Consider the following 24,702-nt stretch of genomic DNA (forward strand, 5'->3'; position numbering starts at 1 on the left):
TGCGGCCCACAGGCCGCGCCAGACGCCCCGGAAGGCCCATAAGTTTTCCATAAAAAACATGAGCCCGGCGGGTCAGCAAATGAAAAGTAATGCGGGAGGATGCCTCCGCGACGCGGAGAACGCGAGGGGAACGGCGAGGGGAACACGGCGAGGCGTAGCGGCCCCGAAAGCACGCGAGCCCGTCCCCTCCGGGAACGGGCTCGCGTGCTTTCGTACCGTCTTTCCGTACCGTGCCGGGTCAGCTCCAGGCGAGCATGCGCAGGGGGTCTTCCAGCATGGCGCCGACGTCGCGCAGGAAGAGCGAACCGAGCTCCCCGTCCACGACCCGGTGGTCGAAGGAGAGCGCCAGCGTGCACACCTTACGCGGCACGATCTGCCCGTCCACCACCCACGGCATGTCCCTGATCTGGCCGAAGGCGAGGATGGCCGACTCACCCGGGTTGAGGATCGGAGTGCCCGCGTCCACCCCGAACACGCCCACGTTCGTGATCGTGATCGTGCCCGCGGCCATGTCGGCGGGCTGGGTGCGACCGGCCCTGGCGGTCTCGGCGAGGGCGCCGAGAGCCCTGGCGAGGTCCGGCAGGGAAAGAGCGTGAGCGTCCTTGACGTTGGGCACGAGCAGGCCGCGCGGAGTGGCCGCGGCGATGCCCAGATTCACGTGGTGCTTGACCACGATCTCCTGCGCGGCCTCGTCCCACGCCGAATTGATCATCGGGTACCGGCGTGCGGCGACCAGCACCGCCTTCGCCACCAGCAGCAACGGCGAGACCTTGACCTCGGCGAAGTCGGGCAGCTGCCGCAACCGCCCGACCGCCTCCATGGTCCCGGTCACGTCGACCTGGAGGAACTCGGTGACGTGCGGCGCGGTGAACGCGGAGGCCACCATCGCCTGTGCGGTCGCCTTCCGCACCCCCTTGATCGGAATCCGTTCCTCACCGGCCCGTACGGCCTGCGTCACGGCCGCAGTCGTGGGCGCCTCGGCCGCCGACTGGACGTCGTCGCGGGTGATCGAGCCGTGCGGGCCCGTCCCGGTGAGCCCGGCCAGGTCCACCCCGAGGTCCTTGGCCAGCTTCCGAACGGGGGGTTTGGCCAGCGTCGCCACCCGCTCCGAGGTCGCGACGGCGGCCGGCGTGCCTTCCGGGCCGGCCGGCGAGGCGGAAGAGATGGAAGCCGTATCGGCCGGCGTGCCTTCCGGGCCGACCCGCGAGGCGGAAGCCGTATCGGCCGGCGAGGCGGAAGCCGGACCGGTCGGCGATTTACGGGGACGGCGCTTGGCGGTGCCCATCTTGACGCCGTAGCCCACCAGCACGGGCTGGCGCTCCTCCTTGGGAAGCGCGGGCACCATGTCCTCGGACAGGGCCTGCCCGCGCTCGGCGGAGGTGGCGGAAGCGGAGACGGCGGAAGCAGCGGAAGCAGCGGTGGAGGAGCCCGGATCGGTCCCGTCGTCGACGGAGATGATCGGACTGCCCACGTCCACGGTCTGGCCCTCGTCGGCCATCAGGGCCGCCACCACGCCCTCGAACGGGCAGGGCAGTTCGACGACGGCCTTCGCGGTCTCGATCTCCACGATGATCTGGTTGACCTTGACCGGATCGCCCACCTTCACGTGCCAGCGGACGATCTCGGCCTCGGTCAGGCCTTCACCCACGTCGGGAAGCTTGAACTCCTTCATCGTCCCCCCTCTCAGAACGCGAACGCGCGGTCGACGGCGTCGAGGACCCGATCGAGGTCGGGCAGATAGTGATCCTCCAGCCTGGAGGGCGGGTAGGGCGTGGACGGCCCGCCGGCGCGCAGCACCGGGGCCTCCAGGTGGTAGAAGCACCTCTCGGTGACCCTGGCGGCCACCTCGGCGCCGAACCCGTTGTAGACGGGAGCCTCGTGCACCACCACGCAGCGCCCGGTCTTGCGGACCGACTCCGTGATCCGCTCGATGTCCAGCGGGTTGAGCGAGCGCAGGTCGATCACTTCCAGGGACCGGCCGTCCTCCTCGGCCGCGGTCGCGGCCTCCAGGCAGGTCTTCACCATCGGCCCGTAGGCCAGCAGGGTGAGGTCGGTGCCGGGACGTACCACCTGGGCCTGGTCGAAAGGCCTCCAGTCGTCGGCGGCGGAGGAGGTGTCCACCTCGGCCTTCTCCCAGTAGCGCCGTTTGGGCTCGAAGAAGACGACGGGGTCGTCGCACCGGATCGCCTGCTGGATCATCGCGTAGCCGTCGACGGGATTGGAGCAGGCCACGACCCGCAGGCCGGCGGTGTGGGTGAAGTAGGCCTCGGGCGACTCGCTGTGGTGCTCCACGGCGCCGATGCCTCCGCCGCACGGGATCCGCACCACGACCGGCAGCTTCAACTTGCCCAGCGACCGCAGCGGCATCTTGGCGAGCTGGGTGATGATCTGGTCGGCGGCGGGGAAGACGAACCCGTCGAACTGGATCTCGCAGACCGGCCGGTACCCCCGGAGGGCGAGGCCGATCGCCGTGCCGATGATGCCCGACTCGGCCAGCGGGGTGTCGATGACCCGCTGCTCGCCGAAGTCCTTCTGCAGGCCGTCGGTGACGCGGAACACGCCGCCGAGCTTGCCCACGTCCTCACCCATGACGAGGACCTTGGGGTCGTCCTCCATGGCCTTGCGCATGCCCTCGTTGAGCGCCTTCGCCAGCGTGAGAGTCGTCATCCCTCGAACCCCTCCAGGTAGGCGGCGAACTGGGCGCGCTCCTCTTCCATCAGCCGGTGCGGCTCCGCGTAGACGTGGTCGAAGATGGCCAGCGGGTCGGGATCGGGCAGCGCGAGACAGCGTTTGCGCACGTCCCGGCCCAGATCGTCGGCCTCGGCGTCGACCGAGTCGAAGAACTCCTGGTCGGCGAGCTGGTTTTTGAACATGTAGGCGCGGACCCGCTCGATCGGGTCCTTGAGCTTCCACGCCTCCAGCTCCCCGGCCACCCGGTAACGGGTCGGGTCGTCGGAGGTGGTGTGCGCGCCCATCCGGTAGGTGAAGGCCTCGATCAGCACCGGTCCCTGCCCGGACCTGGCGTCCGCCAGCGCCTTGCGGGTGACCGCGAGGCAGGCGAAGACGTCGTTGCCGTCGACCCGGACACCCGGGAAGCCGAACCCGCTCGCCCTGCGGTACAGCGGGATGCGGGACTGCTTCTCCAGCGGCTCGGAGATGGCCCACTGGTTGTTCTGGCAGAAGAAGACCACGGGCGCGTTGAACACCGACGCCCAGATGAACGACTCGTTCACGTCTCCCTGGGAGGTGGCGCCGTCGCCGAAGTAGACGATCGTGGCGGTCCCGTTCTCCCCGACGGCGCCGTCGCGCTGCACGCCCATGGCGTAGCCGACCGCGTGCAGGGTCTGGCTGCCGATCACGATCGTGTACAGGTGGAAGTTGTGTTCGGCCGGGTCCCAGCCGCCGTGGTTGACGCCGCGGAACAGTCCGAGCAGGTTCACCGGGTCCACCCCACGGCACCAGGCCACGCCGTGCTCGCGGTAGGTCGGGAAGGCCATGTCCGTCTCGGTGAGCGCCCGGCCCGAGCCGATCTGCGCGGCCTCCTGCCCGAGCAGGGAGGCCCAGATGCCCAGCTCGCCCTGGCGTTGCAGGGCCACGGCCTCCAGGTCGACGCGACGAACCAGGACCAGGTCCCGATAGAGCCCGCGGATCTCTTCCGGCGTCAGATCGATGTCGTAGTCGGGATGCTCGACCCGTTCCCCTTCGGGGGTCAGCAACTGGACGAGCTCCGGAGGTGCTTGCGCACCACGAGGGGCCTCGGCTGTCACGTGCCGCTCCTGTGTGCTCGGGGCCGTCCCGGTGGGTTCGCCATCCTTGGGCGGCCGGTTAGCGACGCATCCGACCCGTTTGGTGGTGGTTCGTCTGCGTTTGGGGACATCGTGGCAGAGGTCACATACCTATGCGCAAGTCCTGTCACGGCATCCATACGCTCCCCGTTCCCACCGGACCTCTCTTTACCCTCGCACGGGGGATGCCGACACCCGGCGACGAACTGCCGAAGAAGCCCGTTACCCTTGAGGCGGCGAACCGTCCCCGCTGCAACCAGGAGGAACACCGTGGCGCGCGTCATCGTTGACGTCATGCTGAAGCCCGAGATTCTCGACGCGCAGGGGCAGGCGATCGCCCGTGCACTGCCGCGGCTCGGCTTCTCGGGTGTTTCGGCGGTACGGCAGGGCAAGCGGTTCGAGGTGGACATCGACGGCCCGGCCGACGAGGCCGCGCTTGCGGACGTCCGCAAGATGGCCGAAACCCTGCTGGCCAACACCGTGATCGAGGACTACAAGGTCACGGTCGAGTCGTAGGCCATCACATACCACACAGGGGATTCCCTTACGTCCGGCTAAATCACGCTCAGGATGTTCCCTAATCCCACAGGTTGACCAACACTAAATAACATTAAGGTTATTTTGCGGTTAGCCCGGATTCTGGGGGGAAACCTTGACAAGGTGACGTCTGGCCCGGGAGGAATCCGGTGGATATCGAGTTCTCGTTGGCTCTGCCCAGAGAGGCCATCGGCATTCCCATGGTCCGCAGAGCCCTGGGCGACTCGCTGCGCTCGCTCGGCGTCACCGAGGACTGCGTGTCCGACATCCTGCTCGCGGTCACCGAGGCGTGCGCGAACGCGGTGCGCCATGGTGGCCCGGCCAACCGCTACGAGGTCGAGGCCGCGGTCGGCTACGGCCGCTGCGACGTCCGCATCATCGACAGGGGCCACGGCCTGACCCGGGTGCCCGAGCAGCATCCCTCGGCCGACATCGAGAACGGCCGGGGCATCCTCATCATGCAGGCCGTGGTGGACGAGATCTCCTTCGACATCACCCCCGGCCGGGGAACCACCGTTCACCTGCGCAAACACCTCGACTGGGACGCGGACGCCGCCTTCCTGCGCCGCTCCATGCTGGCCGCCGTCTAGGCCCACCGCCACGCCCGCCCCGGTGCCCGTCCCGTGTCCGCCGCCTCAGGTGCTCGGCACGTCCGCACCGCCGTACGGAAATCTCACCGGACCGGCAGGACCGGGGTCGGCGTTGTGCGATCCTCCAAGCCGCAGGCCGCTTCCCGCCGGGTGAGCTGTGCGATCGGACGACTCCGCGTGTGACCTCTCCTCCGGGAGCGGATAGCCTGGGCGCACCGCCGCAGACCGTCGTCCGATGTGTGAGACGTCGGCGCGGTGCTCGTTTGTGGAGGGGAACGCTGTCATGAGTGCTGCCCGCGTGGGCGTCGTCACTTTTCCCGGAACTCTTGACGATCAGGACGCGGCCCGCGCCGTGCGCCACGCAGGGGGCGAAGCCGTCCCGCTGTGGCACGCGGACGCCGATCTCAAGGGGGTGGACGCGGTCTTCCTGCCGGGCGGGTTCTCCTACGGGGACTACCTGCGGTGCGGGGCCATCTCCAGGTTCGCGCCGCTGATGGGGGAGCTGATCCCCGCCGCCAGGGCCGGGCTCCCCGTGCTGGGCACCTGCAACGGATTCCAGATCCTCTGCGAGGCCCACCTGCTGCCCGGTGCGCTGATGCGCAACGCCGGGCTGCACTACATCTGCCGTGACCAGGGCATCCGGGTGGAGACCAACGACACCCCCTGGACCTCGGACTTCACCGAGGGGCAGGAGATCGTGCTGCCGGTCAAGCACGGCGAAGGCCGCTACGTCGCCGACGAGGCGACCCTGGGCGCGCTGGAGGCGAACGGCCAGGTCGTCTTCCGCTACGTCGGAGGCAACCCCAACGGCTCGATCAACGACATCGCGGGCATCCGCAACGAGGCCGGAAACATCGTGGGCCTCATGCCGCACCCCGAGCACGCGGTCGAGGACCTCACCGGCGCCCCGAGCACCGACGGCCGCGGGTTCTTCTCCTCCATCCTGAAGAAGCTGGTGAACCTGTGAGCGAGCGAGCCGACAAGCACGGCGCCGACGGCCACGCGGGCCTGGACACCGTCAAGCGGGCCGAGGACACCCCCGACGAGCGCCAGCCGTACGCCGAGCTGGGGATGAAGACCGACGAGTACGACCGGGTCCGTGAGATCCTCGGCCGTCGGCCCACCAGCTCCGAGCTGGCCATCTACAGCGTCATGTGGAGCGAGCACTGCTCCTACAAGTCCTCCAAGGTGCACCTGCGCCAGTTCGGCACCAAGGCCCCCGAGTCCGAGGCGCTGCTCGTCGGCATGGGCGAGAACGCCGGCGTCGTGGACATCGGCGACGGCTGGGCCGTCACTTTCAAGATCGAGTCGCACAACCACCCGTCCTACGTCGAGCCGCACCAGGGCGCGGCGACGGGCGTCGGCGGCATCGTCCGCGACATCATGTCGATGGGCGCCCGGCCGATCGCGGTCATGGACGCGCTGCGGTTCGGCGCCGCCGACGCCCACGACACCCGGCGGGTGCTGCCCGGAGTGGTCGAGGGCATCAGCCACTACGGCAACTGCCTGGGCCTGCCCAACATCGGCGGCGAGGTCGTCTTCGACCCCTGCTACATCGGCAACCCCCTGGTCAACGCGCTCTGCGTGGGCCTGCTCCGCAAGGACCAGATCAAGCTGGCCACCGCCCCCGGTCCGGGCAACAAGGTCGTGCTCTTCGGCGCGCTGACCGGCCCCGACGGCATCGGTGGCGCGTCCGTGCTGGCCTCGGCCACCTTCGAGGACGAGTCGCACGCCAAGCGCCCCAGCGTCCAGGTGGGCGACCCGTTCATGGAGAAGCTGCTGATCGAGTGCTGCCTGGAGCTGTACCAGGCCGACGTGGTCGTCGGCATCCAGGACCTCGGCGCCGCCGGCGTCTCCTGCGCGACCACCGAGCTCGCCGCCAAGGGCACCGGCGGCATGGACGTCAGGCTCGACCTGGTCCCGTTGCGCGATCCGTCGCTGCGGCCCGAGGAAATCCTGATGAGCGAGTCGCAGGAACGCATGATGGCCGTCGTCACGCCCGACGACATCGAGGCCTTCATGGCGATCTGCGCCAAGTGGGACATCCCCGCGACCGTGATCGGCGAGGTCACCGACTCCGGCCGCCTGGTGATGACCTGGTACGGCGAGACCATCGTGGACATCCCGCCGGGCACCGCGGCCGACGACGGCCCGGTCTACGAGCGGCCGTTCCACGAGCCGGCCGGTCAGGCCGCGCTCAACGCCGACGGCCCGGCACGGCTGGAGCGCCCCGCAGACCTGCGGGCGACCCTGCTGGAGCTGCTCGGCTCGCCCAACCTTGCGTCCAAGGAGTGGGTGACCTCCCAGTACGACCGCTACGTCCGGGGCAACACCGTGCTGGCCCAGCCCGCCGACGCCGGTGTGCTGCGGATCAGCGAGGTCATGCCGGGGGCGGAGGAGACGGCCCGGGGCATCGCGCTGTCGACGGACGGCAACGGCCGCTACGCCCGGCTCGACCCGTACGCCGGCGCGCAGCTCGCCCTGGCCGAGGCCTACCGCAACGTGGCGGTGACCGGTGCCCGGCCGCTCGCGGTGACCGACTGCCTCAACTTCGGCTCCCCCGAGGACCCCGAGGTCATGTGGCAGTTCGCCGAGGCCACGCGCGGCCTGGCCGACGCCTGCAGGACCCTGGGCGTGCCGGTGACCGGCGGAAACGTCTCCTTCTACAACCAGACGGGATCCACCCCGATCCACCCGACCCCGGTCGTGGGCGTGCTGGGCGTGATCGACGACGTGGCCAAGCGGGTGCGCAGCGGCTTCGCCGGCCCGGACCACCGGGTCATCCTGCTCGGCGAGACCGAGGATGAGCTCGGCGGTTCCGAATGGGCGCACGTGGCCCACGGCCACCTGGGCGGCCTGCCGCCCCAGGCGAACCTGGAGGCCGAGCGCGCGCTGGCGCTCGTCCTGGCCGAGGCGGCTTCCCAGGGCCTGCTGACCGGCTCGCACGACCTGTCCGACGGCGGTCTGGCGATCGCCCTGGCCGAGTCCTGCCTCACCCAGGGAGTCGGCTGCACGGTCTCCCTGACGGGAGACGACGCGTTCGTCGACCTGTTCAGCGAGTCGTCGGCCCGCGCGCTGGTGACCGTGGCGCCGGAGTCCTTCGACGCCTTCGCCGAGCTCTGCGCCACCCATGAGGTGCCCTGCTACGGCCTGGGCACCACCGGCGGCGGCTCCCTGGTCGTCGAGGGCGTCCTGGACATCCCGATCGTCGAGCTCCGGGAGATCCACACCGCCACCCTGCCGAGCATCTTCGGCTGATCCGCAAAGCAGTGAAAAGGGGGTACGGCCTGCGGGCCGTACCCCCTTTCGCGTCCGGGAGCCCCTTCCTCGTCCGGGATGGCCGAGCGATTCTTCCGCCTCGGCGCCCTGGTCACCAGGAGCTTCCCTATGGGCGCTGGCCTTGATTTTTCACAACCGCTACGAAAAGAGCGGTATCCCGTAAATCAGGCAGAACGCAGGTCGCCCCTGCCTCCAGCAGCTCGTCCGTGGTGCTGCGACCCGTTGCCACCGCGACGACTGGCACTCCGTTCTGAACAGCGGCTTCGACATCAGCAGGTGTGTCCCCGATGAGCACCGCATCCGCAGGCTCCACAGCTTCATCGAATGCAGCGGCAGCCCGCTTCAGCGCGATCCGCACCAGCTCGGCGCGGACGTCATCGTCTTCACCGAAGGCCCCGATCTCCCAGGTGATACCGCGATCGAGCCCGAACGTTTGAAGCTTGATCTCCGCGACGGCGCGAACGTTCCCGGTCACCACCGTCTGCGCGACACCTGGAAGGTCGGCCAGGGCGTCCAGGGCGGCTGATGCACCGGGGAGGGCGTGCCCCTGGTTTCGCAGGTCGGTGTGCCGCAGGATATGGGCCTCGGCGAGAGCGTCGGCGAAGCGCTCAAAGTCTTCCCGGCCGGTGGTCAGGCCGTGGAGCTTGGCCGTCTCCCGGAAGATCACAGACTCCGTGATGCCGTCGATCTTCGCTTGCTGGCGCATCGGCACTCCGGTCACTCGCTCGAACGCCTGTGCGGACAGTTCGCGACCGATACCCCTCATGTCTATGAGCGTGTGGTCAATGTCCCACAAAACGACCCGAAGCGCCGTCATCGCTACCTCCAGTTGGCTCATGCCGTTTCAGATTGTCACACCATTGCCCCGGACTGAGCCATCCCGATCCTCATCCGGTCTACGCTCAGCACATCGGTCAGAAAGGGGGCCGGGATGACAGTGACTCTCCCCATCGGGGAGCGCATCCGTTACTGGCGAGAGAAAAAGCAGCGCAAGCAAGCCGCAGTCGCCGGCCTGTGCGGCATAACCGAGGAATACCTTTCGCAGATCGAGCGCGGCTTGAAAATACCATCACTACCCGTTCTGCACGCTCTCGCCGCCGAACTTGGCGTCCCCGTATCGGCACTAATCGACGAGGCCCCCAAAGAGCCAGCTGGAAAGGGCAGCATCATCGCTCAAGACGTCACTCGCGCCCTGATGGGATACGGCCCTCCTCGGAGTTCCCGATCCGTCTCGTCTACCGAGTTACGGGAGCGAGTGGAATCGGCGTGGAGGATGTGGCAGACCAGCCCCACGCGATTTACCGACGCGGCGACCGTGTTGCCGAGCCTGATCGCCGACGCCGAGCACGCTGTGCGCGTCCACCGGACGAGTACTGACTCCGCTTCCCGGCGAGACACCTTCCGGGCGGCGGCCGATCTTTACTTCCTGCTCCGGTCCTACTGCCGCCGAGCCGATCGGGTCGATCTCTCCCTCATGGTGGCTGACCGCGGTCTGCGTGCCGCCGAGGACGCGGACGACCCGATCCGTATTGCGGCAGCGCAATGGAACCTCGGCCACGTTCTCCTCGCGGATGGAGAGCACGAAGGCGCCGAGCAGATCGCATGCCTTGGCATCGAGCAGCTTGGCACCCCTCAAGACAGCGAACCCGCGGCACTGACTGGTGCGCTGGAGCTGGTGGCGGTTGTGGCCGACGCCCGCCGAAAGAGGTGGAGAAGCGCCCGACAGCGCCTCCGCGACAAGGCCGCTCTCCGAGCGAGGCAGGTCGGTGAGGGAAACTCCATGTGGACCGTATTCGGGCCGACCAATGTCGAGTTGCACAGCGTGAGCATCGAGATGGAGGCCGGCGAGGCTGCCGAAGCGTTGCGAGTCGCAGACCAGATCGACACGAGTCATCTCCCGTCGCTGGAACGCCGCTTCACCTTCTTGCTCGATGTGGCCCGTTGCTACGACCTACGGCGTGAGGACGCAGCCGTCATAGTTCACCTCCTCGACTTGCTCCAGATAGCACCCGAGGACCTCGCCCGAAGCCGCCTCGCCCAGGACATGGTCATTCGTCTTCGCCGCCGCGCACGTCCCATATACCGGAGACAAGTGGACGTGCTCACAGAGCGCCTGGAGCTCCTCTAAGCGCCCGAACCACTGGTTACCCGAACCAGCAGTTCGGGTAACGGGCTCCGAAGACGCCTACCGTCGCAGCGAATTCACACGACGGCAGAGGCGTTGATCATGAATGCAATCGGAGCCACACCGGATAGCACCACGAGCCTGTTCCCTTGGTCGAAAGAATTTGAATGGGATGCAATCCGCGTACCGCGATACATCGGTTTGGCGACACTAACGCGGCTACCCGAAGGTGATTTTCCGGTCATCGTCGATCCGGCTGAGCGCACTGTGTACTTCCTGATTCCAGCCGGAGAGACTGACGACTGGGAAAGGCCGGACACGCGAATTCTCGTAGTGACTCACCGCTTTCTCATGCCACCGATCTAGCGGAAGACGCCACCTGGACGGTATTGGCTCGCGACACCGCGACGCATCATCAAGCCGGAAATGCTACATGCGGCTTTGGAGCAGGCTTGCGACTTCACCACACATTAACCCCATAAATAAACGGACCTGCCCGACGTTGCGACCGTCGGGACAGGTCCTTGATCAGGAAGCGAGTCCTGACCCATGACCAAGCCTAATCTGGTCCTCGACCGGCCCGCGGCGTCCCGCGGCGGCTGCGGCTGTTTCGCCAACGCCGCACCGATGCCGATGGGATGCGCTGCCTGCGGGCACGCCCCTTACGCACACGGCTGCGCCAGCCAGAGCGCCGATCACGAGTACGTACAGCCCTCCAGCGCGCTGATGGAGGCCCGTCTGGAGGCGCGGCACCGTACCGGCTCGCACCACCTGCCCGGCTTCGATCCGCCCATCGACGTAGCACCCGGCAACGTGATCCCGCTGGTACCCGTGCAGCGCCACCCCGAGTCGCTCACGAGCGTTCCAGCCGCGACCCCCATAAGTCCGCTGTCCAAGCGGACGCCTCGGCCCTTCCCACGGCCCGGATCGCGACCCGCCGCCACCGGGCCGACTCGGCGTGATGACGGCCGACGCCCCGCGCCCGGCGGCACCCGCGCGAGTGTCTACGGCCTCGGCCGGGCGAAAGCAGCACCACCGACGCACCGCCCGCCCGCGCCGGGCGGCGCACTCCAGACACTTCTTCCCTACCGCATAAGGCGGACCCGCCCATCGCTCGCGACGACCGGACGGGTCCTTGATCGGATGGAGGTCCGATCCATGGAGGATGTTAGATCCACGATGCTCGAGTCCGCGATCCCCGCGATTCCGGGCTGGCGGGTGATCATCAGCGACCGGGGCCGCTTCTGGGCGTTCCGCCGCGAGCCATTCCCCCGGGACGCGGTGAAGGCCGGAGCCAAACCCGACCTGGACGCCGACACCCTCGACGCATTACAGGCCGAGGTCGCCCGGCAGGAAGAGATCGCCGGGCGGGTGGTCGCGTGATCGGGCGCCCCCGCGCGCCCGGACGGCACCGCGCGGACCTGGCCCCCGCCGCCGTGCGGCGTCGCGTATGGGACGGCTCGGCCCGCGCCGAAGCGGGACGACTCGATCAGGCATGGCCCGGCTGGAGCGTGCTCTACAGCTTCGGCAACCGCCGTTTCTACGCCGTGGCGGCCTGGCCGACGCCGAAGCCGTTGATCGTCGAAGACGACACCCCCAAGGGCCTGGCGGAGCGAATGCGCGAGGCGGAGATGTCCTTCGCCTGGCACGCGCTCCCCACACCTCCCCAGAGCAGGCACGGCGGCATCGTTTCCCAGGCGCACGCCGCCGTGCCGCAGATACCGCACAGCACGGCGCGAAGGGGCGTCGGCATTGTGCGTGACGCGGGCGGGCGGAGTCGTTACCCGACCCGCCCGCGTCATCCATACGAGAGCACGCGATGACCGATCCCGAGGCGCCCATCCTCGAAGGGGTGCTCATCACGCGGCAGCAATGCCAGCTCGCCGCGCTGGAGCAGACCTACCCCGGCTGGCACATCACCCATGATCCGGTCCTCGGCCGGTGGACGGCCATCCGGCGTGCGCCTTTGTCCCAACGGGAGCAGAGGGGCGGCGTCAAGTACACGGTCGCTTGTCCCTCGCCCGAGACGCTCGGCTCCGCGTTGGCCGACCAGGTCGAGCCGGCGCATACGTACGGGCCACGAACCACCCCCTGAGCTGGCGCGGCGGCACGGAGCGCCCCCGTCCCGCATTGCCGCGCCGTCCCGTCCTCGGGCGGCCCTCATCCCCAGGGCCGCCCGAGGCAGACGCGACCGCACACCCACTGCCCAGTCCCCATAGATCAGCTTCTGTTCACAGATCGGAGATTGAGATGGAAGGACGATTAGAGTTCGATCGGTGGTTCGGCCGACCGGGGACACTGATCCTCCAGCCGACCACGCTGTGCAACCTCGACTGTGTGTACTGCTACCTGCCACACCGGCGCCTCCGCCGTGAGATGTCCCCCGAGGTCGCCCAGGCCGTTGCCGAGTCGGCTGCGGACCTGACCGACTCCAGCGGCCAACTGGACATCGTGTGGCACGGTGGGGAGCCCCTCACCCTGGGTAAACGCAAATTCGAGGAGCTGCTCGCGCCGTTCGAGGAACTACGCCACGCGGGCCGGATCCAGCACAGTGCGCAGACCAACGCCACTCTCATCGATGACGAGTGGTGCGACCTGCTCGCCCGTTACCAGGTCCGTGTCGGCGTCAGCATCGACGGCCCAGCGGCTCTGAACGCCCGGCGGGTTGATCTACGCGGCCGGCCTGCCTTCGACCGGATCGTGCGCGGCATCAGCCGCCTCCGCGATTACGGCATCCGCTTCAGCTTGATCGCCGTCGTGGGGGCTGAGGGCATTGAGCAGCCCGAATCGCTCCTGGACTTCCTCACCAACCTGGGGCCGCACACCATCGGCCTGAACGTGGAGGAGATGGAAGGCGTCAACTATCGACGGTGCGGGATCACCCAGGACCAGGCCGAGCGGTTCTGGCAGCGAGTCATGGACTGGCGCAGGGCCCACAGCGAAGGGCCCGCGCTGCGGGAGCTCGAACGGCTCACCGACTACCTGCACCTCGCCCGCAGCGGGCAGCGCGACCAGTGGTGTAGGTACGGCCTCGATCCGATTCCGACCGTGTCGGTGGATGGAGACGTGGTACTGGCGTCGCCCGAGCTGGCCGGCATCAGCGACGACGACTACGGCAACTTCGTTGCCGGGAACGTCCGCGATCAGAGCATCTCCAGCATGTTGGATCAGGCGCACCGGCTGCGTTACGTCGCCGAGTTCATGACCGGCCTGTCCCGGTGCCAGGCGGAATGCGAGTTCTTTGACTTCTGCCGCGGCGCGCAGGCCTGCAATCGCTATTTCGAGAACGGCAGCTTCGCCACCACTGAGACCGACTACTGCCGACTCACCCGTCAAGCCCTCATCACCGCTCTGTACACCTCGACCCAAAAGGAGAGCGCGGCATGACCATGCTGGAATACCTGACCACCACGGATGCGAAGGTGGTCGGCGACCTGATCGGCTTCAGTGCCCTCGAAATCCCCGCTCCGCTGCAGGCCCCCAAATTCGACAACAAGCCGAGCTGGGACAACGGCAAGAAGGGCGGATTCGACAACAAGCCGAGCTGGGACAACTGGGGCAAGAAGAAATAGCGGATGACCGTCGTGGGCGCGGGGTCACCGCGCCCACGACGGGACCGATATGGAAGGCAGGACGATGGAAACACGCACCGTACGCCAGACGAGCGTTACGCTGCCGGACCTGGATGACGCGGACCTGGACGAGGTCGATTCGCTGGAAGGCGAGCACGGCACGCTGCGCGATTTCCGATACGGCGACGCCAGTCTGCGCGAGCTGCCTCTGTCGAGGACCCAGCTCGTGGACGGGCGCGTCGCCGGTCTCACCACCCAGCGGGCCCGCCTGGACGACCTGCGTCTGCACTCGGTCGAGTTCTCCGGCTGTGACCTGTCCGGCCTCCGTTGGGAGGACAGCAAGCTCTCCCGCGTGACCTTCACTGACTGCAAGATGCTTGGCGCTGCGTGGGAGCAGGTCACGCTCGATGACGTGGTCTTCGAGCGGTGCAAGCTGGACTACGCGGCCTTTACCCGCCTCCGTGCCACAGGCTCGGTGATCTTCACCGACTGCTCGCTGCGAGAAGCGCGTTTCAGCGGCTCTGACCTGAGCGACGTGGCGTTCGACGAATGCGACCTGCACCTGACGGAGTTCGACGGCGGCACCTACCGTGACTGCGACCTGCGCGGCAACGACCTGTCCGGCCTTCGCGGCGTGACCGCGCTAAAGAAGATCATCATCGATCGGCTACAGCTCCAGGGCCTCGCCCAGGCGTTCGCGGCCGAACAGGAGATCACCTTCGATTAGGACCCGACAATCAAGGAGGTGGAGACATGGGCTTAGGGCTGCGGTTCGACCGGTTCAGCGATATCCAGGGACGTATCGAGATCGGGAACGTCAGACAGGCTGGCGACGCGCCGGGCTATGACGACGGCGTGGCCGTCGTCCCCCGGGAGGACTGGACACTCCTCAGCAGCGTGGAAGCCGACCGGCTGCGGCCCGACGATGCCACCCCGACCAGCGTGGTGATCGAGCTGGTCGCCCAACCTCTGCCGGTGTTCGCCTCCGACGACCTACAAGGCCGTGTGGACGCCGCGACCGCTCTCGAGCCATTGGAAGGCCGCTGGCCGTACAGGCGCCTTGCCTGTACGGCCAGCCCTGCCGGGCTGCTCACCAGCACCGAGGACTCCACGACTGGCCACCGGATCGGACTGCACGTCGACAACTTCGACCGGCTGCCCTACCCTGCCCGGCAGAACAGCCGTCGACGCCTCTGCCTCAACCTGGGACCCGGCACCCGCTATCTCCTGGTCGGCGACCGGGACATCAAGGAGATCTGCCGCACCCTGGGCTGTGACCAGGACGGGTACTACCCGCACACCGACGACCTGCGCCGCTACGTCGCAGAGGGTCACCCGCTGCGGTGCCTGCGCATCCGGCTGGAGCCCGGTCAGGGGTACATCGCCCCCACGGAGTTCCTGCCGCACGACGGCTCTACAAACGGCGAGGAGGCTTGGTCGCTCGCCGCCTTCTGGCTGGGTTGAGCCCGCACAACGCAAAAAAAGCGCCCCGCCCCTCCGCGATCTTCCGTCCTGGCGGTCTCGCCTACGACTCGGAGAACACGTCAGCCTTGTCGGCGGACTTGTCATTGTCGGTGAACTCGAAGACGACAGCCCAGCCATGCCGAGCCGCCGTCTCCCGGTTGAGCTGGTACTTGTCCTGTATGCCGTGTTCGTCGCCCCGGAGATCCGAGGAGATTCGCGCGTAGGAGACCACGGGGGCGGGCTCGCTCATGGAGCCTCCTTAAAGTTCTCACCTTAAGAACGCTTCTACCGCGAGCCGTACCCCCTTCGCGTTCACGCGCGGTCCCGCTTCCGGGGCCGTCCTCCGGCGAGGAAGGGCCGCCCGGCAACCGCCCGGGAGGCCTTCCGCCGGTCGTGTTCCGCCGAGAATCAGGAGGACATGCAGACCGCGTAGACGAGGCCGCTGGTGTTCTTGCCGCTCACGGTCCAGCCGGTCGGCGCGCCGCTGCCGGCGTTGGGCGCGCTCGCGTAGACCTGGCCGGAAGCGCTGCCGCTGCTGCTGAAGCCGCCGCCGGTGGCGACCTTGCCCGCACCACAGCTCACGCTCTGGGTGCCGCCCTGGCCGCCGAAGGTGAACGACGCGGTGACGGTGCTGAGGGTGGGAGCGCCACCGGAGCCGCCGCCCGAGCCCGGCGTGCCGGGGTCACCCTTGTCACCCTTGGGACCCTTCAGCGACGCGATGAACTCCGCCTTCGACTTGCCTCTGTTGCCCGGCAGTTCGAGCCAGACCTCGTAAGCGCTCTCGCCGTCCTGCCCGTTCCGGCCGTCCTGGCCCTCGTGGCCGGGGTAGCCGCGCGGGCCCTGCTCGCCCTGCTTGCCGGGCAGGCCGTCCTTGCCGTCCTTACCCGGCAGACCCTGCTCGCCCTGCTTGCCCGGAGCGCCGTCCTGGCCGTCCTTGCCCGGCAGACCCTGCTTGCCGTCCTGACCGTCCTTGCCCGGCAGACCCTGCTTGCCGTCCTGACCGTCCTTGCCCGGCAGACCGTCCTTGCCGGGCAGACCCTGCTCGCCCTTCACGCCCTGCGGACCGGCCGGTCCCTGCTTGCCCGCGAAGCCCCGCAACCCCTGCGGGCCGGCCGGGCCGGTGGCACCGGTCTTGCCCACGGGCCCCTGCGGGCCCTGCGGGCCGGCGGTGTTCACACTCTGGGACTGGGAGCGGCCGTCACCCCAGGTGACGCGGAACTCGGTCACCCGGCACGCGGCGGTCGGGTTGACGATGCGCGCGTAGCGCGTCTTCTTGTTCACACACGCGTGAACGTCGGCACCAGCCGTCGAGGCGACGGCGCTGCCGCCCACGGTGAGGAGAGTTCCAGCCAATACTCCGACGGCTACGACACCCATCGTGCGCACGCCCGGCACCTTGAAAGCCATGTGGCTTCCTTTCTGCAACACCAGGGACCTGGTGTGTTCTGTGAGTCGGATGTTTCACGTTTGGACCGTTCTAATGGTTGACGCGGCAAACATAACGGTTTGAAGCCGAACATCTTCCGCGTCCCGATCAGCGAGGTGCGCGATAATCGAACGGTTCGGGGGAACCCCGCCCGGTGGGCGTGGGCGGACGCGACGGGAAGCCCGCCGGGGTTTCCATGACACGGAGGCCACCCGTGCCGACCAACGACCTCATGAGCACGTCGATCGAAGAACGCACCAGGTCAGAGCCCTACCTTCCGCCGGCGACCCAACCGGTCCGCGCGGTGGTCTGGGTGATCCACCTGGCGTTGCCGATGCTCGGGCTCTGGCTGCTGCTGGCCAACCACGACGACCTGAACGGCCAGTGGCACGACAACCTCGGCCATTTCTGGCTGATCCTCGGTGTGGCGGGGATCAACGTGGTCCTGGGCACGATGATCAGCCAGGCGTCGGCCCGGCGGGCCGACGCGCGGCTGCTGCTGGTCTCGCTGGTCTTCCTGAGCAGCGCGGGCTTCTTCCTCATGCATGGCCTGGCCACCCCCCAGATCATCCTGGAGAGGGGGAGCTACGGATTCGACCTGTCCCAGCCGGTCGGCCTCCTCGTCGCCTCGGTCTTCGCTGCGGTCTCGGCGCTGCCGCTCAACGAGCGGGCGGCCCGCATCGTGCTGGAATCGCAGGTCTGGCTGCGCGGCGGGCTCGCCCTGCTGCTCGTCGCGTGGGGGGTCGCCTCCCTGGTGCCGGGCTTGACCGCGCTGAGCGATCCGTCTCCCCCTCAGGGCGCGGGTCTCGGCGGGCTCGAACCGGTCGGGGTCGCCCTGTACACGGCGGCCGCCGTGATGATGTTCCGATTGCACCGCAGACGCCCGGCCGCCATGCTGATCAGCCTGATCACCGCCTACGCGCTGCTGGCCGAGGCGATGGTCGCCGGGATGTCCCGCCACAACTGGCACATGTCGTGGTGGCTGTGGCACCTGCTGCTGACCCTGGCCTTCGTGTTCGTCGCCTACAGCGCCCACCTGCAGTTCCGGCGGGAAGGCACCAGCGCGGGGCTGTTCGACTCGGTGGCGCTGTCGGCCACCGTCCGGAAGATCAGAGCCGAGTACGAAGACGCCCTGGAGGAGCTCGTCGGCCACCTGCGGCGCCGGGCGGAGACCAGGGTTCCGGTCGCGACCCGGCTGGCGGGCAAGTTCGGGCTCACCGAAGGACAGGCCGCGGTGCTCGACCGGGCAGGCGAGGCGCTGGCCAACGAGCGTGAGCTGTCCGAACGGCTCGCCGCGCTGGTGGACACCGGCAACCAGGCCCGCGTGGGGCTGCCCGAGCGCGAGCTGCTGACCAGGGCCCTGGACCGGGTGCGACAGGCATACGGCGACGTGCGCATGACGCTGGTGTCGGAAGGGCGCGTCTCCATGGGCGGCCGGGACTACGGCCCGCAGGACTTTCCGGGCAACGAGCCCGTCCGGCTCGGCACAACGGTCGTCCATCCGCTGACCGTGAAAGGGCAGCTCGCCGGCGCGTTGGAGGTACCGGTGGGCATGACCCCGCAGGACGAGGTGCTCGCCGCGACGCTGGCGGGTCAGATGTCCATCTCCCTGGAGAACGCCCGCCTCTACCAGGAGCTGTCGACCCTGTTCCGGCAGTACATGTCGCCGGACGTGGCCAACTCCCTGCTGGCCGACCCTCGGACGGCGGCGCTCGGCGGCGAGCTGGTCGAGCTGACCGCGCTCTTCGCCGACCTGAAGGGTTTCACGAGCTTCTCCGAGCGGGCGGCGCCGGGAGAGATCGTCGAGATGCTGAACCGCTATCACACGGCCGCCGTGCCCATCATCCTCAGCAACGGGGGCACGATCGTCCAGTTCGTGGGAGACGCGCTGCTGGCGCTGTTCAACGCGCCCGCCCCGCAGGAGGGACACGCCGCCGCCGCGGCGAGAGCGGCCCTGGCCATGCAGGAGGCGGCCGAGGAGATCGCCGCCGGGACGGCGGGGTATCCCCGCTTCAGGATCGGGATCAACACCGGGCTCGCGCTGGTCGGCAACATCGGCAGTCCCGAGCTGCGCGGGTTCAACGCGATGGGCGACTGCGTGAACGTTGCGGCCCGACTGGAGGGCGTCGCCGAACCCGGTACCGTCGTGATCGGCCAGAGCACCCTTGACCAGATCTCCCCTCGTCCCCGGGTCCGTCCGCTGGGCGGCCTCGCGCTCAAGGGCAAACAACAGCCCGTCCACGCGTACGTACTGTCCGGCCTCTCGTAGAGACTCGTAGAGATCCGTTCTCGCGTGAGAGCCGTACGGCCACCATCGACAGCGCCAGGAGGTGCCCGTGAGTCCCACCCCCGAACCGGGCGAGTTCGTCACCCTGCTCACCGCCGACGAGGTCGCCGCGTTGCACGCGGCCGGACGGCCCCGGAGCTGGGACCGGGGAGCGGCGGTGTGCACCGAGGGCGACGTGGCCGACTGGGTGCTCCTGCTGACCTCCGGCCGGGTCAAGGTCTCCTCGCACACCGCCACCGGGACCGAGGTGGTCCTCGCGGTGCGCGGGCCGGGTGCGCTGCTCGGCGAGTTCGCCGCCCTGGACGGCCTGCCGAGGTCGGCCACGGTCACCGCGCTGGAGCCGGTCGAGGGGATCGCGATCCGTGACTTCTCCGGCTACCTGCGGGACAACGGCCGGGTCGCGGTGCTGCTCATGCAGATGTTGATCGGCAAGATGCGCGATTCCGACCGCAAGCGGATCGAGTACGGCGCGTTCGACACCACCGGCCGGGTGGCGACCCGGCTGGTCGAGCTGGCCGAGAGGTACGGCGAGCCGGTCAACGGCGGGGTGCGGGTGACGCTGCCGCTCTCCCAGGACGAGCTGGCCGGCTGGACCGGGGCCTCCCGCGAGGCGGTCAGCAAGGCGCTGCGCTCGCTCCGGGACCGCGGTCTGATCGAGACGGGGCGCCGCCGGGTGATCATCCATGACATGGAGGGCCTCCGCAAGCGGGCTCGCTGACGCCGCTGTGATCGGCTGAACGGCGTACGCCAGACTGGGGCATATGGTCTCCATTCCCCAGGACCTGTCCGACTCCCTCCCCCAAGCCCCACCCGGCTCGCCGGAATACGCCTCGAAGCTCCGCTACGCGTGGCGGGTCTGCTCCGTCACCAGCCTCGGCCTGGTGTTGATCGGCGTCTCGGGAAGCACGCTGAACGTGGCGCTTCCGGCGGTGGTCCGGCATTTCCACGCCGACGCGTTCGCCTCCGGCTGGATCCTGTTGGCGTTCCTGCTCGTCAACACCGCGACCCTGGTCTTCTTCGGCAGGGTGGCCGACCTGCTCGGGCGCAGGGAGGTCTATCTGGCGGGATTCGCCCTCTTCACGGCGGGGTCGCTGCTGGCCGGTTTCTCGCCCGGTGTCTGGTTCCTGATCGCGATGCGGGTGGTGCAGGCCGTCGGGGCGGCCATGATCCTGGCCAACGGAACGGTGATGATCACCGATGCCTTCCCGCCCGACCGTCTCAGCCAGGGCATGGGGGTCTACATCGGCACCCTCTCGGTCGCCCAGCTCGCCGGCCCCACCCTGGGCGGCCTCGTCGCCGACACCGCCGGCTGGCAGTGGATCTTCTGGGTGAACGTGCCCCCTGGGCTGGTCGCCCTCGTCTGGGGCGCGTTCACCCTCCGCCGGGTCGCTCCCGGCCCGCGCGAGCCGGTGGACGCGCTGGGCAACCTGATCGTCTTCGTCCTGCTGTCGGCCGCGCTCGTCACGCTGTCCGAGGCGGGGTCGCGAGGCCTGTCCAGCCCCGTCGTGATCGTCGGTGCCGCCGTCTCGGCGGCTCTGATCCCCGTCCTGGTCGTCGTGGAGCGCAGGGCGTCGCATCCCGTGCTCAACGTGCGGCTCTTCGGCGAGCGCATGCTGGCCTTCGCCAACCTCGCCTCGTTCTGCAACGCGCTGGCCCGCGCGGCGTTGATCCTGCTCATCGCCCTCTATTTCCAGGCGGCCAGGGGCGTCGACGCCGTCACCGCCGCCCTGGGCGTGCTGCCGGTGCCGATCGCCATGGCGGTGGCCTCCCCGGTCGCCGGTTCGCTCGGCCGCCGGGTCTCCCCCTACGCGCTGTCCATCGGGGGCTCGCTGCTGAGCGCGTCGGGGCTCGGCGTCCTGTTTCTGAACACCGACCCCGCCACGCCGTACTGGATCATCGGGGTGGGCCTGTTCCTGTGCGGCTGCGGCAGCGGCACCTTCCTCACCGGCAACACCACCCAGGTCATGGCCGCCCTGCCCGCCGGGAGCCTCGGTCTGGTGAACGGCTTCCGGCTAATGATCATGAATGTCGGGATCGTACTCAGCGTCGCCCTCACCCTGAGCGTCCTCACCAGTTCGGTCGATCCCGGGCTACGCGGCCAGGTCTACGCGGGGACGCTGTCGCGCATGTCCCCCGTCGCCGTGGAGCAGTTGATGGGCGGCTTCCGCAAGACCTACGCCGTCCTGTTCGCCGTCGCCCTCGCGGGCGCCCTGATGTCGGCGCTGGCGCGGGTTCACAGGGCGTCGCTCAACCGGGACTCGACCTCGCGGTAGCGGGCCACCGGGATCAGGTGGACGCCGTCGAAGGCGCCTGAGTCACGGATGCGCAGCACCTGCTCGCACGCGGCCTCGACCCCGGCGAGCCGGTCGGTCGCGATCCTGTCCACCAGGGCGGCGGGGATGTCGATGTCCGGGATCGCGTCGGCCAGGCGGCGGGCGTGGTTCTCGCTGGCGACGACCATCACCCCGGCGTAGACCGGCATGTCCACCGGGTTGGCCTCGCGCCACCGCAGCAGCGCGTCGACCGAGAAGCTGACCTGGACGAACATGAAGTCGGCCGCGCGCTTCCAGGCGGGCAGCGGGCGCAATCCAGCGGCGGTGCCGACCCGGAAGGCGGGCGTGTGGGCGAAGGCGGGGTCCTCGCCGAGGGAACGCACCTCCTCGATCATCGAGCGCACGGTGAGGTCGCTGGTCCGGTTGCCCGAGTTGGGCTTGTCGCCGTAGACGAACAGGAACTGGTCCACCCCGTAGGCGGCGGCGGTGAGCAGGTCGCGACGGAATCCCAGCAGGTTGCGGTCGCGTGAGTTGAGGCACGCGATGCTGCGCCCGCCCATCGCCTGGACCTCGTGCGCGACGGCGACGCTGGAGACCGTGGCACGGCCGATGTGGTTGTCCGGGATCAGGAACGAGTGAGCGATCTTGCTGAGCGTGCCGATCTGGTGGCGGACGTGCTTCAGGTCGGGGCGGGTCGGCGGCTCGACCTCGCAAACGAGCTCAAACGGACGATCAGTCATGTCGATCAACTTACGGGGCTACGGCTTCCGCGACCAGACATCGGATCGCGCGGTCGTCGCCTCCGCCGGGCACGACCCGGGTCCGGCGGGCCGCAGGACCGGGCGAGGCGGAGGTTCGAGCCGGTGGAAGTCCCGGCAGGACGCGGGTCCGAGCCGATGGAAGTCCCGGCAGGACGCGGGTCCGAGCGGACGGGGGCGGAGGTCGGTGAAGGTCAGCCGTCGCGCAGACGGGCCGCCAGGGTCTCGATGCCGGCGATCAGCAGGTCGACGCCGAAGGTGTCGTAGAGCTCGGTCGGGCCGCCCTCACAGAGCGGGACGGCCATCTCCACGATGTGGGGGTAGACGTCCGGGGGCAGGGTCTGGAGGGTGACGCGCTTGACGCGCAGGCTCTCGGCGGCGTCCCGCTCCGTCCGGCCGGGGCGGCGGGCCACCGGACCGGCGGCCAGGGCGATCGCGCCCTGGAGGAGGTATTGGGAGATCAGGCAGCTCTCCTCGTAGGTGAACCCCGCCTGCTTGGCCAGACCGAGGGCGGTGTCCCACACCCTCAGGAAGCTCGGCACGGTCATCTGGTCCACCTCCTCCAGCAAGGCCGCCGCGCACGGGTAGTGCCGCAGCACCTTCATCAGACCGGTGACGAGCTCGCGAAGCTGCTCCTGCCACGGCCTGCCGTAGTCCTCGGCGATCACGAAGCCCTGGATCAGGTGGTCGGCCATGCCGATGATCAGCTGGTCCTTGTTCTTGAAATGCCAGTACAGCGCCATCGGGGTGACCCCCAGCTCCTGGGCGAGTCGCCGGATGGTCACCGCCTGGAGTCCCTCGGCCGTGCCGATCTCCAGTGCCTGCTCGACGACGGCCTCACGGGTCAGTTTTCCCATCACGCTTGACAACTATACGCCGTACACGTTCCACTATCCATCGTACATGTACGCCGTACAGGTACAACGTAGAGGAGTTGTGGTGACGGCTAACCGCAGGTGGTGGGCGCTGGGAGCGATCTCCCTGGCCACCTTCATGACCTACCTGGACAACAACGTGGTCAACGTCGCGCTGCCGACGATCCAACGTGACCTCGGGTTGAGCATCTCGGGCCTGGAGTGGATCGTGAGCGGCTAAATCCTGGTCTTCGCCGGGCTGATGCTGGTCGGCGGGCGCCTGGCGGACGTCTTCGGGCGGCGGCGGATCTTCATGATCGGACTTGGCGCCTTCACCATGGCGTCGTTCGCCGCCGGGCTGGCCGCGGACGGCACGGGCCTGATCATCGCCCGGGCGCTGCAGGGCGTCGGCGCCGCTTTTCTCACGCCCACCGCGCTCGCCCTGCTCCGGTCCGTCTTCCCCGACCCGCGAGAGCGCGGCACGGCGATCGGGCTGTGGAGCGCGGTCGGCGCGCTGGCCCTCGCGCTGGGCCCGCTGACCGGCGGGCTCATCAGCGAGCGATGGCACTGGGGATGGATCTACCTGATCAACGTGCCGATCGGGGTCGTCACCTTCGCGCTCGGACTGTGGGCGATCCGGGTGCCCCCGCAGGACCGGGTACGGCGCAGCCTGGACGTTCCCGGCCTGCTGTCGTCGAGCCTGGCGCTGTTCGCGCTGACCTACGCGCTCATCGAGGGCGACGGGGCCGGATGGACCTCGCCGGAGATCCTGGGCGCCTTCGGGCTCGCCGCGGTGTCGGCCACGACGTTCGCGGTGGTCGAACTCAGGAGCCGGGAACCGATGATCGACCTGTCGCTGTTCCGGTCGCGGGTGTTCAGCGGGGGCATGCTCTCGACCGGGCTGTGGGCCTTCGGGGTGTTCGGGATCTACTTCTTCACCGCGCTCTACCTGCAGAACGCGCTGGGCTTCTCCCCCACGGAGGCCGGATCCTCGTTCGTGCCGATGGCGCTGGTGATGGCCGCGACCGCGGCCACCGCCCCGCGGATCGACAGGACCCTCGGGACCGCCCGTACCGTCGCCGCCGGGCTCCTGCTGATGGGCGTGGCGGTGTTCGGGATCTCCTTCGTCGGAGAGGGCGGCTCGTTCGAGAGCCTGCTGCCGTGGTTCCTGGTCTACGGGCTGGGCGGCGGCCTGCTGGTACCGCTCACCACGGCCATCCTGGGCACGCTTCCCGTCGACCGGGCCGGGGTGGCCGCGGGCGTCCTGAACGTCTCACGGGAGGTCTTCGGCCTGCTCGGCGTCACCATCCTCGGCGCGATCCTCAACGGCCGGCAGTCCGCGATCCTGCGGGACGGGGTCAAGCCGCTGACGGCCTTCCTGGAGGCCTACCGGTTCACACTGATCATCGCGGCGGTCATCGTGCTGGTGGGCGTGCCCGTCAGCCTGTTCTCCCTGCGGGCTTCCCGGACCGCGCGCGGCCCCGAGAACCCGCAGAGCCCCGAGAGCCCCGAGAGCATGGAGACCGCCGCCGAGCGTCCCGCCGTACCGGTGGGGTGAGACAGCACCAAGCGCGGCCCGCCGTACCGGCGGCATCGGGCCCGACGAAGCGCCTCGCCGCGCCGATCATCTGGGACGCGACGGGCACCGGCCCCGCGTCACGACGGAGGGCGATGGGCGCCGGCCCCGTGTCACGACGGAACGCGACGGGCACCGGCCCCGCGTCACGACGGAAGGCGGCGCCGCCCGCGCCC

At 68.9% G+C, this 24,702-nt stretch carries 26 protein-coding genes; 18 read left to right on the plus strand and 8 right to left on the minus strand.

Translation table 11 applies throughout. The annotated features are described in order from the left end of the window. Positions 1 to 238: 238 nt before the first annotated feature. Genes ACQPYK_RS45860 through pdhA form a run of 3 tightly spaced genes read right to left on the minus strand, consistent with a single transcriptional unit; the run spans position 239 to position 3,767 of the window. Positions 239 to 1,672: a dihydrolipoamide acetyltransferase family protein gene (locus ACQPYK_RS45860; protein ID WP_433246792.1), complete on the minus strand. Its 1,434-nt coding sequence runs from the start codon at positions 1,670 to 1,672 to the stop codon at positions 239 to 241. Between the two features lie 11 nt (positions 1,673 to 1,683). Next, positions 1,684 to 2,667, minus strand: a complete 984-nt coding sequence (locus tag ACQPYK_RS45865; RefSeq protein ID WP_433246795.1) for an alpha-ketoacid dehydrogenase subunit beta — start codon at positions 2,665 to 2,667, stop codon at positions 1,684 to 1,686. Further along, entirely contained in the window at positions 2,664 to 3,767 is a 1,104-nt protein-coding gene (gene pdhA / locus ACQPYK_RS45870; protein WP_433246798.1) for a pyruvate dehydrogenase (acetyl-transferring) E1 component subunit alpha, read from the minus strand. Before pdhA ends, ACQPYK_RS45865 begins: the two co-directional genes overlap by 4 nt. A gap of 288 nt (positions 3,768 to 4,055) precedes the next feature. Between pdhA and purS the strand changes: the two genes are divergently transcribed. The 4 genes from purS (at position 4,056) to purL (ending at position 8,170) form a co-directional block, all read left to right on the plus strand. Next, positions 4,056 to 4,301 carry a phosphoribosylformylglycinamidine synthase subunit PurS gene (purS, locus tag ACQPYK_RS45875; RefSeq protein WP_433246801.1) on the plus strand — a complete coding sequence of 82 codons (246 nt, stop codon included), beginning with the start codon at positions 4,056 to 4,058 and terminating at the stop codon, positions 4,299 to 4,301. A 170-nt stretch (positions 4,302 to 4,471) separates the two neighbouring features. Next, entirely contained in the window at positions 4,472 to 4,912 is a 441-nt protein-coding gene (locus ACQPYK_RS45880) for an ATP-binding protein (protein WP_433246804.1), read from the plus strand. A 283-nt stretch (positions 4,913 to 5,195) separates the two neighbouring features. Then, positions 5,196 to 5,879 (plus strand): phosphoribosylformylglycinamidine synthase subunit PurQ, encoded by a 684-nt coding sequence (gene purQ, locus ACQPYK_RS45885; RefSeq protein WP_433246807.1) that lies wholly within the window; start codon positions 5,196 to 5,198, stop codon positions 5,877 to 5,879. Next, positions 5,876 to 8,170, plus strand: a complete 2,295-nt coding sequence (gene purL, locus ACQPYK_RS45890; protein WP_433246810.1) for a phosphoribosylformylglycinamidine synthase subunit PurL — start codon at positions 5,876 to 5,878, stop codon at positions 8,168 to 8,170. The genes purQ and purL overlap by 4 nt, the downstream gene beginning before the upstream one ends. Positions 8,171 to 8,297: 127 nt before the next feature. Here the strand turns inward: purL and ACQPYK_RS45895 are convergent, their stop codons facing one another. Next, positions 8,298 to 9,029, minus strand: coding sequence for an HAD family hydrolase (locus ACQPYK_RS45895; RefSeq protein WP_433246813.1), 732 nt, complete (start codon positions 9,027 to 9,029; stop codon positions 8,298 to 8,300). A 93-nt stretch (positions 9,030 to 9,122) separates the two neighbouring features. Between ACQPYK_RS45895 and ACQPYK_RS45900 the strand changes: the two genes are divergently transcribed. The 9 genes from ACQPYK_RS45900 (at position 9,123) to ACQPYK_RS45940 (ending at position 15,352) form a co-directional block, all read left to right on the plus strand. Continuing rightward, positions 9,123 to 10,319, plus strand: a complete 1,197-nt coding sequence (locus ACQPYK_RS45900; RefSeq protein ID WP_433246816.1) for a helix-turn-helix domain-containing protein — start codon at positions 9,123 to 9,125, stop codon at positions 10,317 to 10,319. Positions 10,320 to 10,418: 99 nt separating this feature from the next. Then, a complete protein-coding gene (locus ACQPYK_RS45905) occupies positions 10,419 to 10,682 on the plus strand; it encodes a hypothetical protein (protein WP_433246819.1) in 264 nt (87 codons plus the stop codon). A 792-nt stretch (positions 10,683 to 11,474) separates the two neighbouring features. Continuing rightward, the gene (locus tag ACQPYK_RS45910; RefSeq protein ID WP_433246822.1) at positions 11,475 to 11,699 is read left to right on the plus strand and encodes a hypothetical protein; all 225 of its coding nucleotides are present in this window, start codon (positions 11,475 to 11,477) and stop codon (positions 11,697 to 11,699) included. Beyond that, a complete protein-coding gene (locus tag ACQPYK_RS45915; protein WP_433246824.1) occupies positions 11,696 to 12,139 on the plus strand; it encodes a hypothetical protein in 444 nt (147 codons plus the stop codon). Before ACQPYK_RS45910 ends, ACQPYK_RS45915 begins: the two co-directional genes overlap by 4 nt. Then, positions 12,136 to 12,411 carry a hypothetical protein gene (locus tag ACQPYK_RS45920; RefSeq protein WP_433246825.1) on the plus strand — a complete coding sequence of 92 codons (276 nt, stop codon included), beginning with the start codon at positions 12,136 to 12,138 and terminating at the stop codon, positions 12,409 to 12,411. Before ACQPYK_RS45915 ends, ACQPYK_RS45920 begins: the two co-directional genes overlap by 4 nt. Positions 12,412 to 12,566: 155 nt before the next feature. Beyond that, positions 12,567 to 13,703, plus strand: a complete 1,137-nt coding sequence (gene amcB / locus ACQPYK_RS45925) for a cyclophane-forming radical SAM peptide maturase AmcB (protein WP_433246826.1) — start codon at positions 12,567 to 12,569, stop codon at positions 13,701 to 13,703. Further along, entirely contained in the window at positions 13,700 to 13,888 is a 189-nt protein-coding gene (amcA, locus tag ACQPYK_RS45930) for a multiple cyclophane-containing RiPP AmcA (protein ID WP_433246829.1), read from the plus strand. Before amcB ends, amcA begins: the two co-directional genes overlap by 4 nt. 64 nt (positions 13,889 to 13,952) lie before the next feature. Then, positions 13,953 to 14,615, plus strand: coding sequence for a pentapeptide repeat-containing protein (locus tag ACQPYK_RS45935; protein ID WP_433246832.1), 663 nt, complete (start codon positions 13,953 to 13,955; stop codon positions 14,613 to 14,615). A 26-nt stretch (positions 14,616 to 14,641) separates the two neighbouring features. Further along, a complete protein-coding gene (locus ACQPYK_RS45940) occupies positions 14,642 to 15,352 on the plus strand; it encodes a hypothetical protein (protein ID WP_433246835.1) in 711 nt (236 codons plus the stop codon). Between the two features lie 61 nt (positions 15,353 to 15,413). Here ACQPYK_RS45940 and ACQPYK_RS45945 read toward each other — a convergent pair whose 3' ends face one another. Both ACQPYK_RS45945 and ACQPYK_RS45950 read right to left on the minus strand, forming a co-directional pair. Beyond that, positions 15,414 to 15,602, minus strand: coding sequence for a hypothetical protein (locus ACQPYK_RS45945; RefSeq protein ID WP_433246838.1), 189 nt, complete (start codon positions 15,600 to 15,602; stop codon positions 15,414 to 15,416). A gap of 158 nt (positions 15,603 to 15,760) precedes the next feature. Beyond that, positions 15,761 to 16,759 carry a hypothetical protein gene (locus tag ACQPYK_RS45950; RefSeq protein ID WP_433246841.1) on the minus strand — a complete coding sequence of 333 codons (999 nt, stop codon included), beginning with the start codon at positions 16,757 to 16,759 and terminating at the stop codon, positions 15,761 to 15,763. 233 nt (positions 16,760 to 16,992) lie between these two features. Between ACQPYK_RS45950 and ACQPYK_RS45955 the strand changes: the two genes are divergently transcribed. The 3 genes from ACQPYK_RS45955 to ACQPYK_RS45965 all read left to right on the plus strand — a co-directional run bounded on the left by ACQPYK_RS45955 (position 16,993) and on the right by ACQPYK_RS45965 (position 21,338). After that, positions 16,993 to 19,047, plus strand: coding sequence for an adenylate/guanylate cyclase domain-containing protein (locus ACQPYK_RS45955; RefSeq protein WP_433246844.1), 2,055 nt, complete (start codon positions 16,993 to 16,995; stop codon positions 19,045 to 19,047). A 67-nt stretch (positions 19,048 to 19,114) separates the two neighbouring features. Further along, positions 19,115 to 19,783 carry a Crp/Fnr family transcriptional regulator gene (locus ACQPYK_RS45960; protein ID WP_433246847.1) on the plus strand — a complete coding sequence of 223 codons (669 nt, stop codon included), beginning with the start codon at positions 19,115 to 19,117 and terminating at the stop codon, positions 19,781 to 19,783. A gap of 43 nt (positions 19,784 to 19,826) precedes the next feature. After that, positions 19,827 to 21,338 carry an MFS transporter gene (locus ACQPYK_RS45965; protein WP_433246850.1) on the plus strand — a complete coding sequence of 504 codons (1,512 nt, stop codon included), beginning with the start codon at positions 19,827 to 19,829 and terminating at the stop codon, positions 21,336 to 21,338. Here the strand turns inward: ACQPYK_RS45965 and ACQPYK_RS45970 are convergent. Then, positions 21,299 to 22,078, minus strand: coding sequence for a methylenetetrahydrofolate reductase (locus ACQPYK_RS45970; protein WP_433246853.1), 780 nt, complete (start codon positions 22,076 to 22,078; stop codon positions 21,299 to 21,301). The genes ACQPYK_RS45965 and ACQPYK_RS45970 overlap by 40 nt on opposite strands. Positions 22,079 to 22,290: 212 nt before the next feature. Continuing rightward, a complete protein-coding gene (locus ACQPYK_RS45975; protein ID WP_433259108.1) occupies positions 22,291 to 22,953 on the minus strand; it encodes a TetR/AcrR family transcriptional regulator in 663 nt (220 codons plus the stop codon). An 82-nt stretch (positions 22,954 to 23,035) separates the two neighbouring features. Between ACQPYK_RS45975 and ACQPYK_RS45980 the strand changes: the two genes are divergently transcribed. Then, positions 23,036 to 23,191 carry a hypothetical protein gene (locus ACQPYK_RS45980; protein ID WP_433246856.1) on the plus strand — a complete coding sequence of 52 codons (156 nt, stop codon included), beginning with the start codon at positions 23,036 to 23,038 and terminating at the stop codon, positions 23,189 to 23,191. A gap of 3 nt (positions 23,192 to 23,194) precedes the next feature. After that, entirely contained in the window at positions 23,195 to 24,508 is a 1,314-nt protein-coding gene (locus tag ACQPYK_RS45985) for an MFS transporter (RefSeq protein WP_433259110.1), read from the plus strand. Positions 24,509 to 24,702 lie beyond the last annotated feature (194 nt).

The organism is Streptosporangium sp. CA-135522 (genome assembly GCF_050949235.1).
GTDB lineage: Bacteria > Actinomycetota > Actinomycetes > Streptosporangiales > Streptosporangiaceae > Streptosporangium.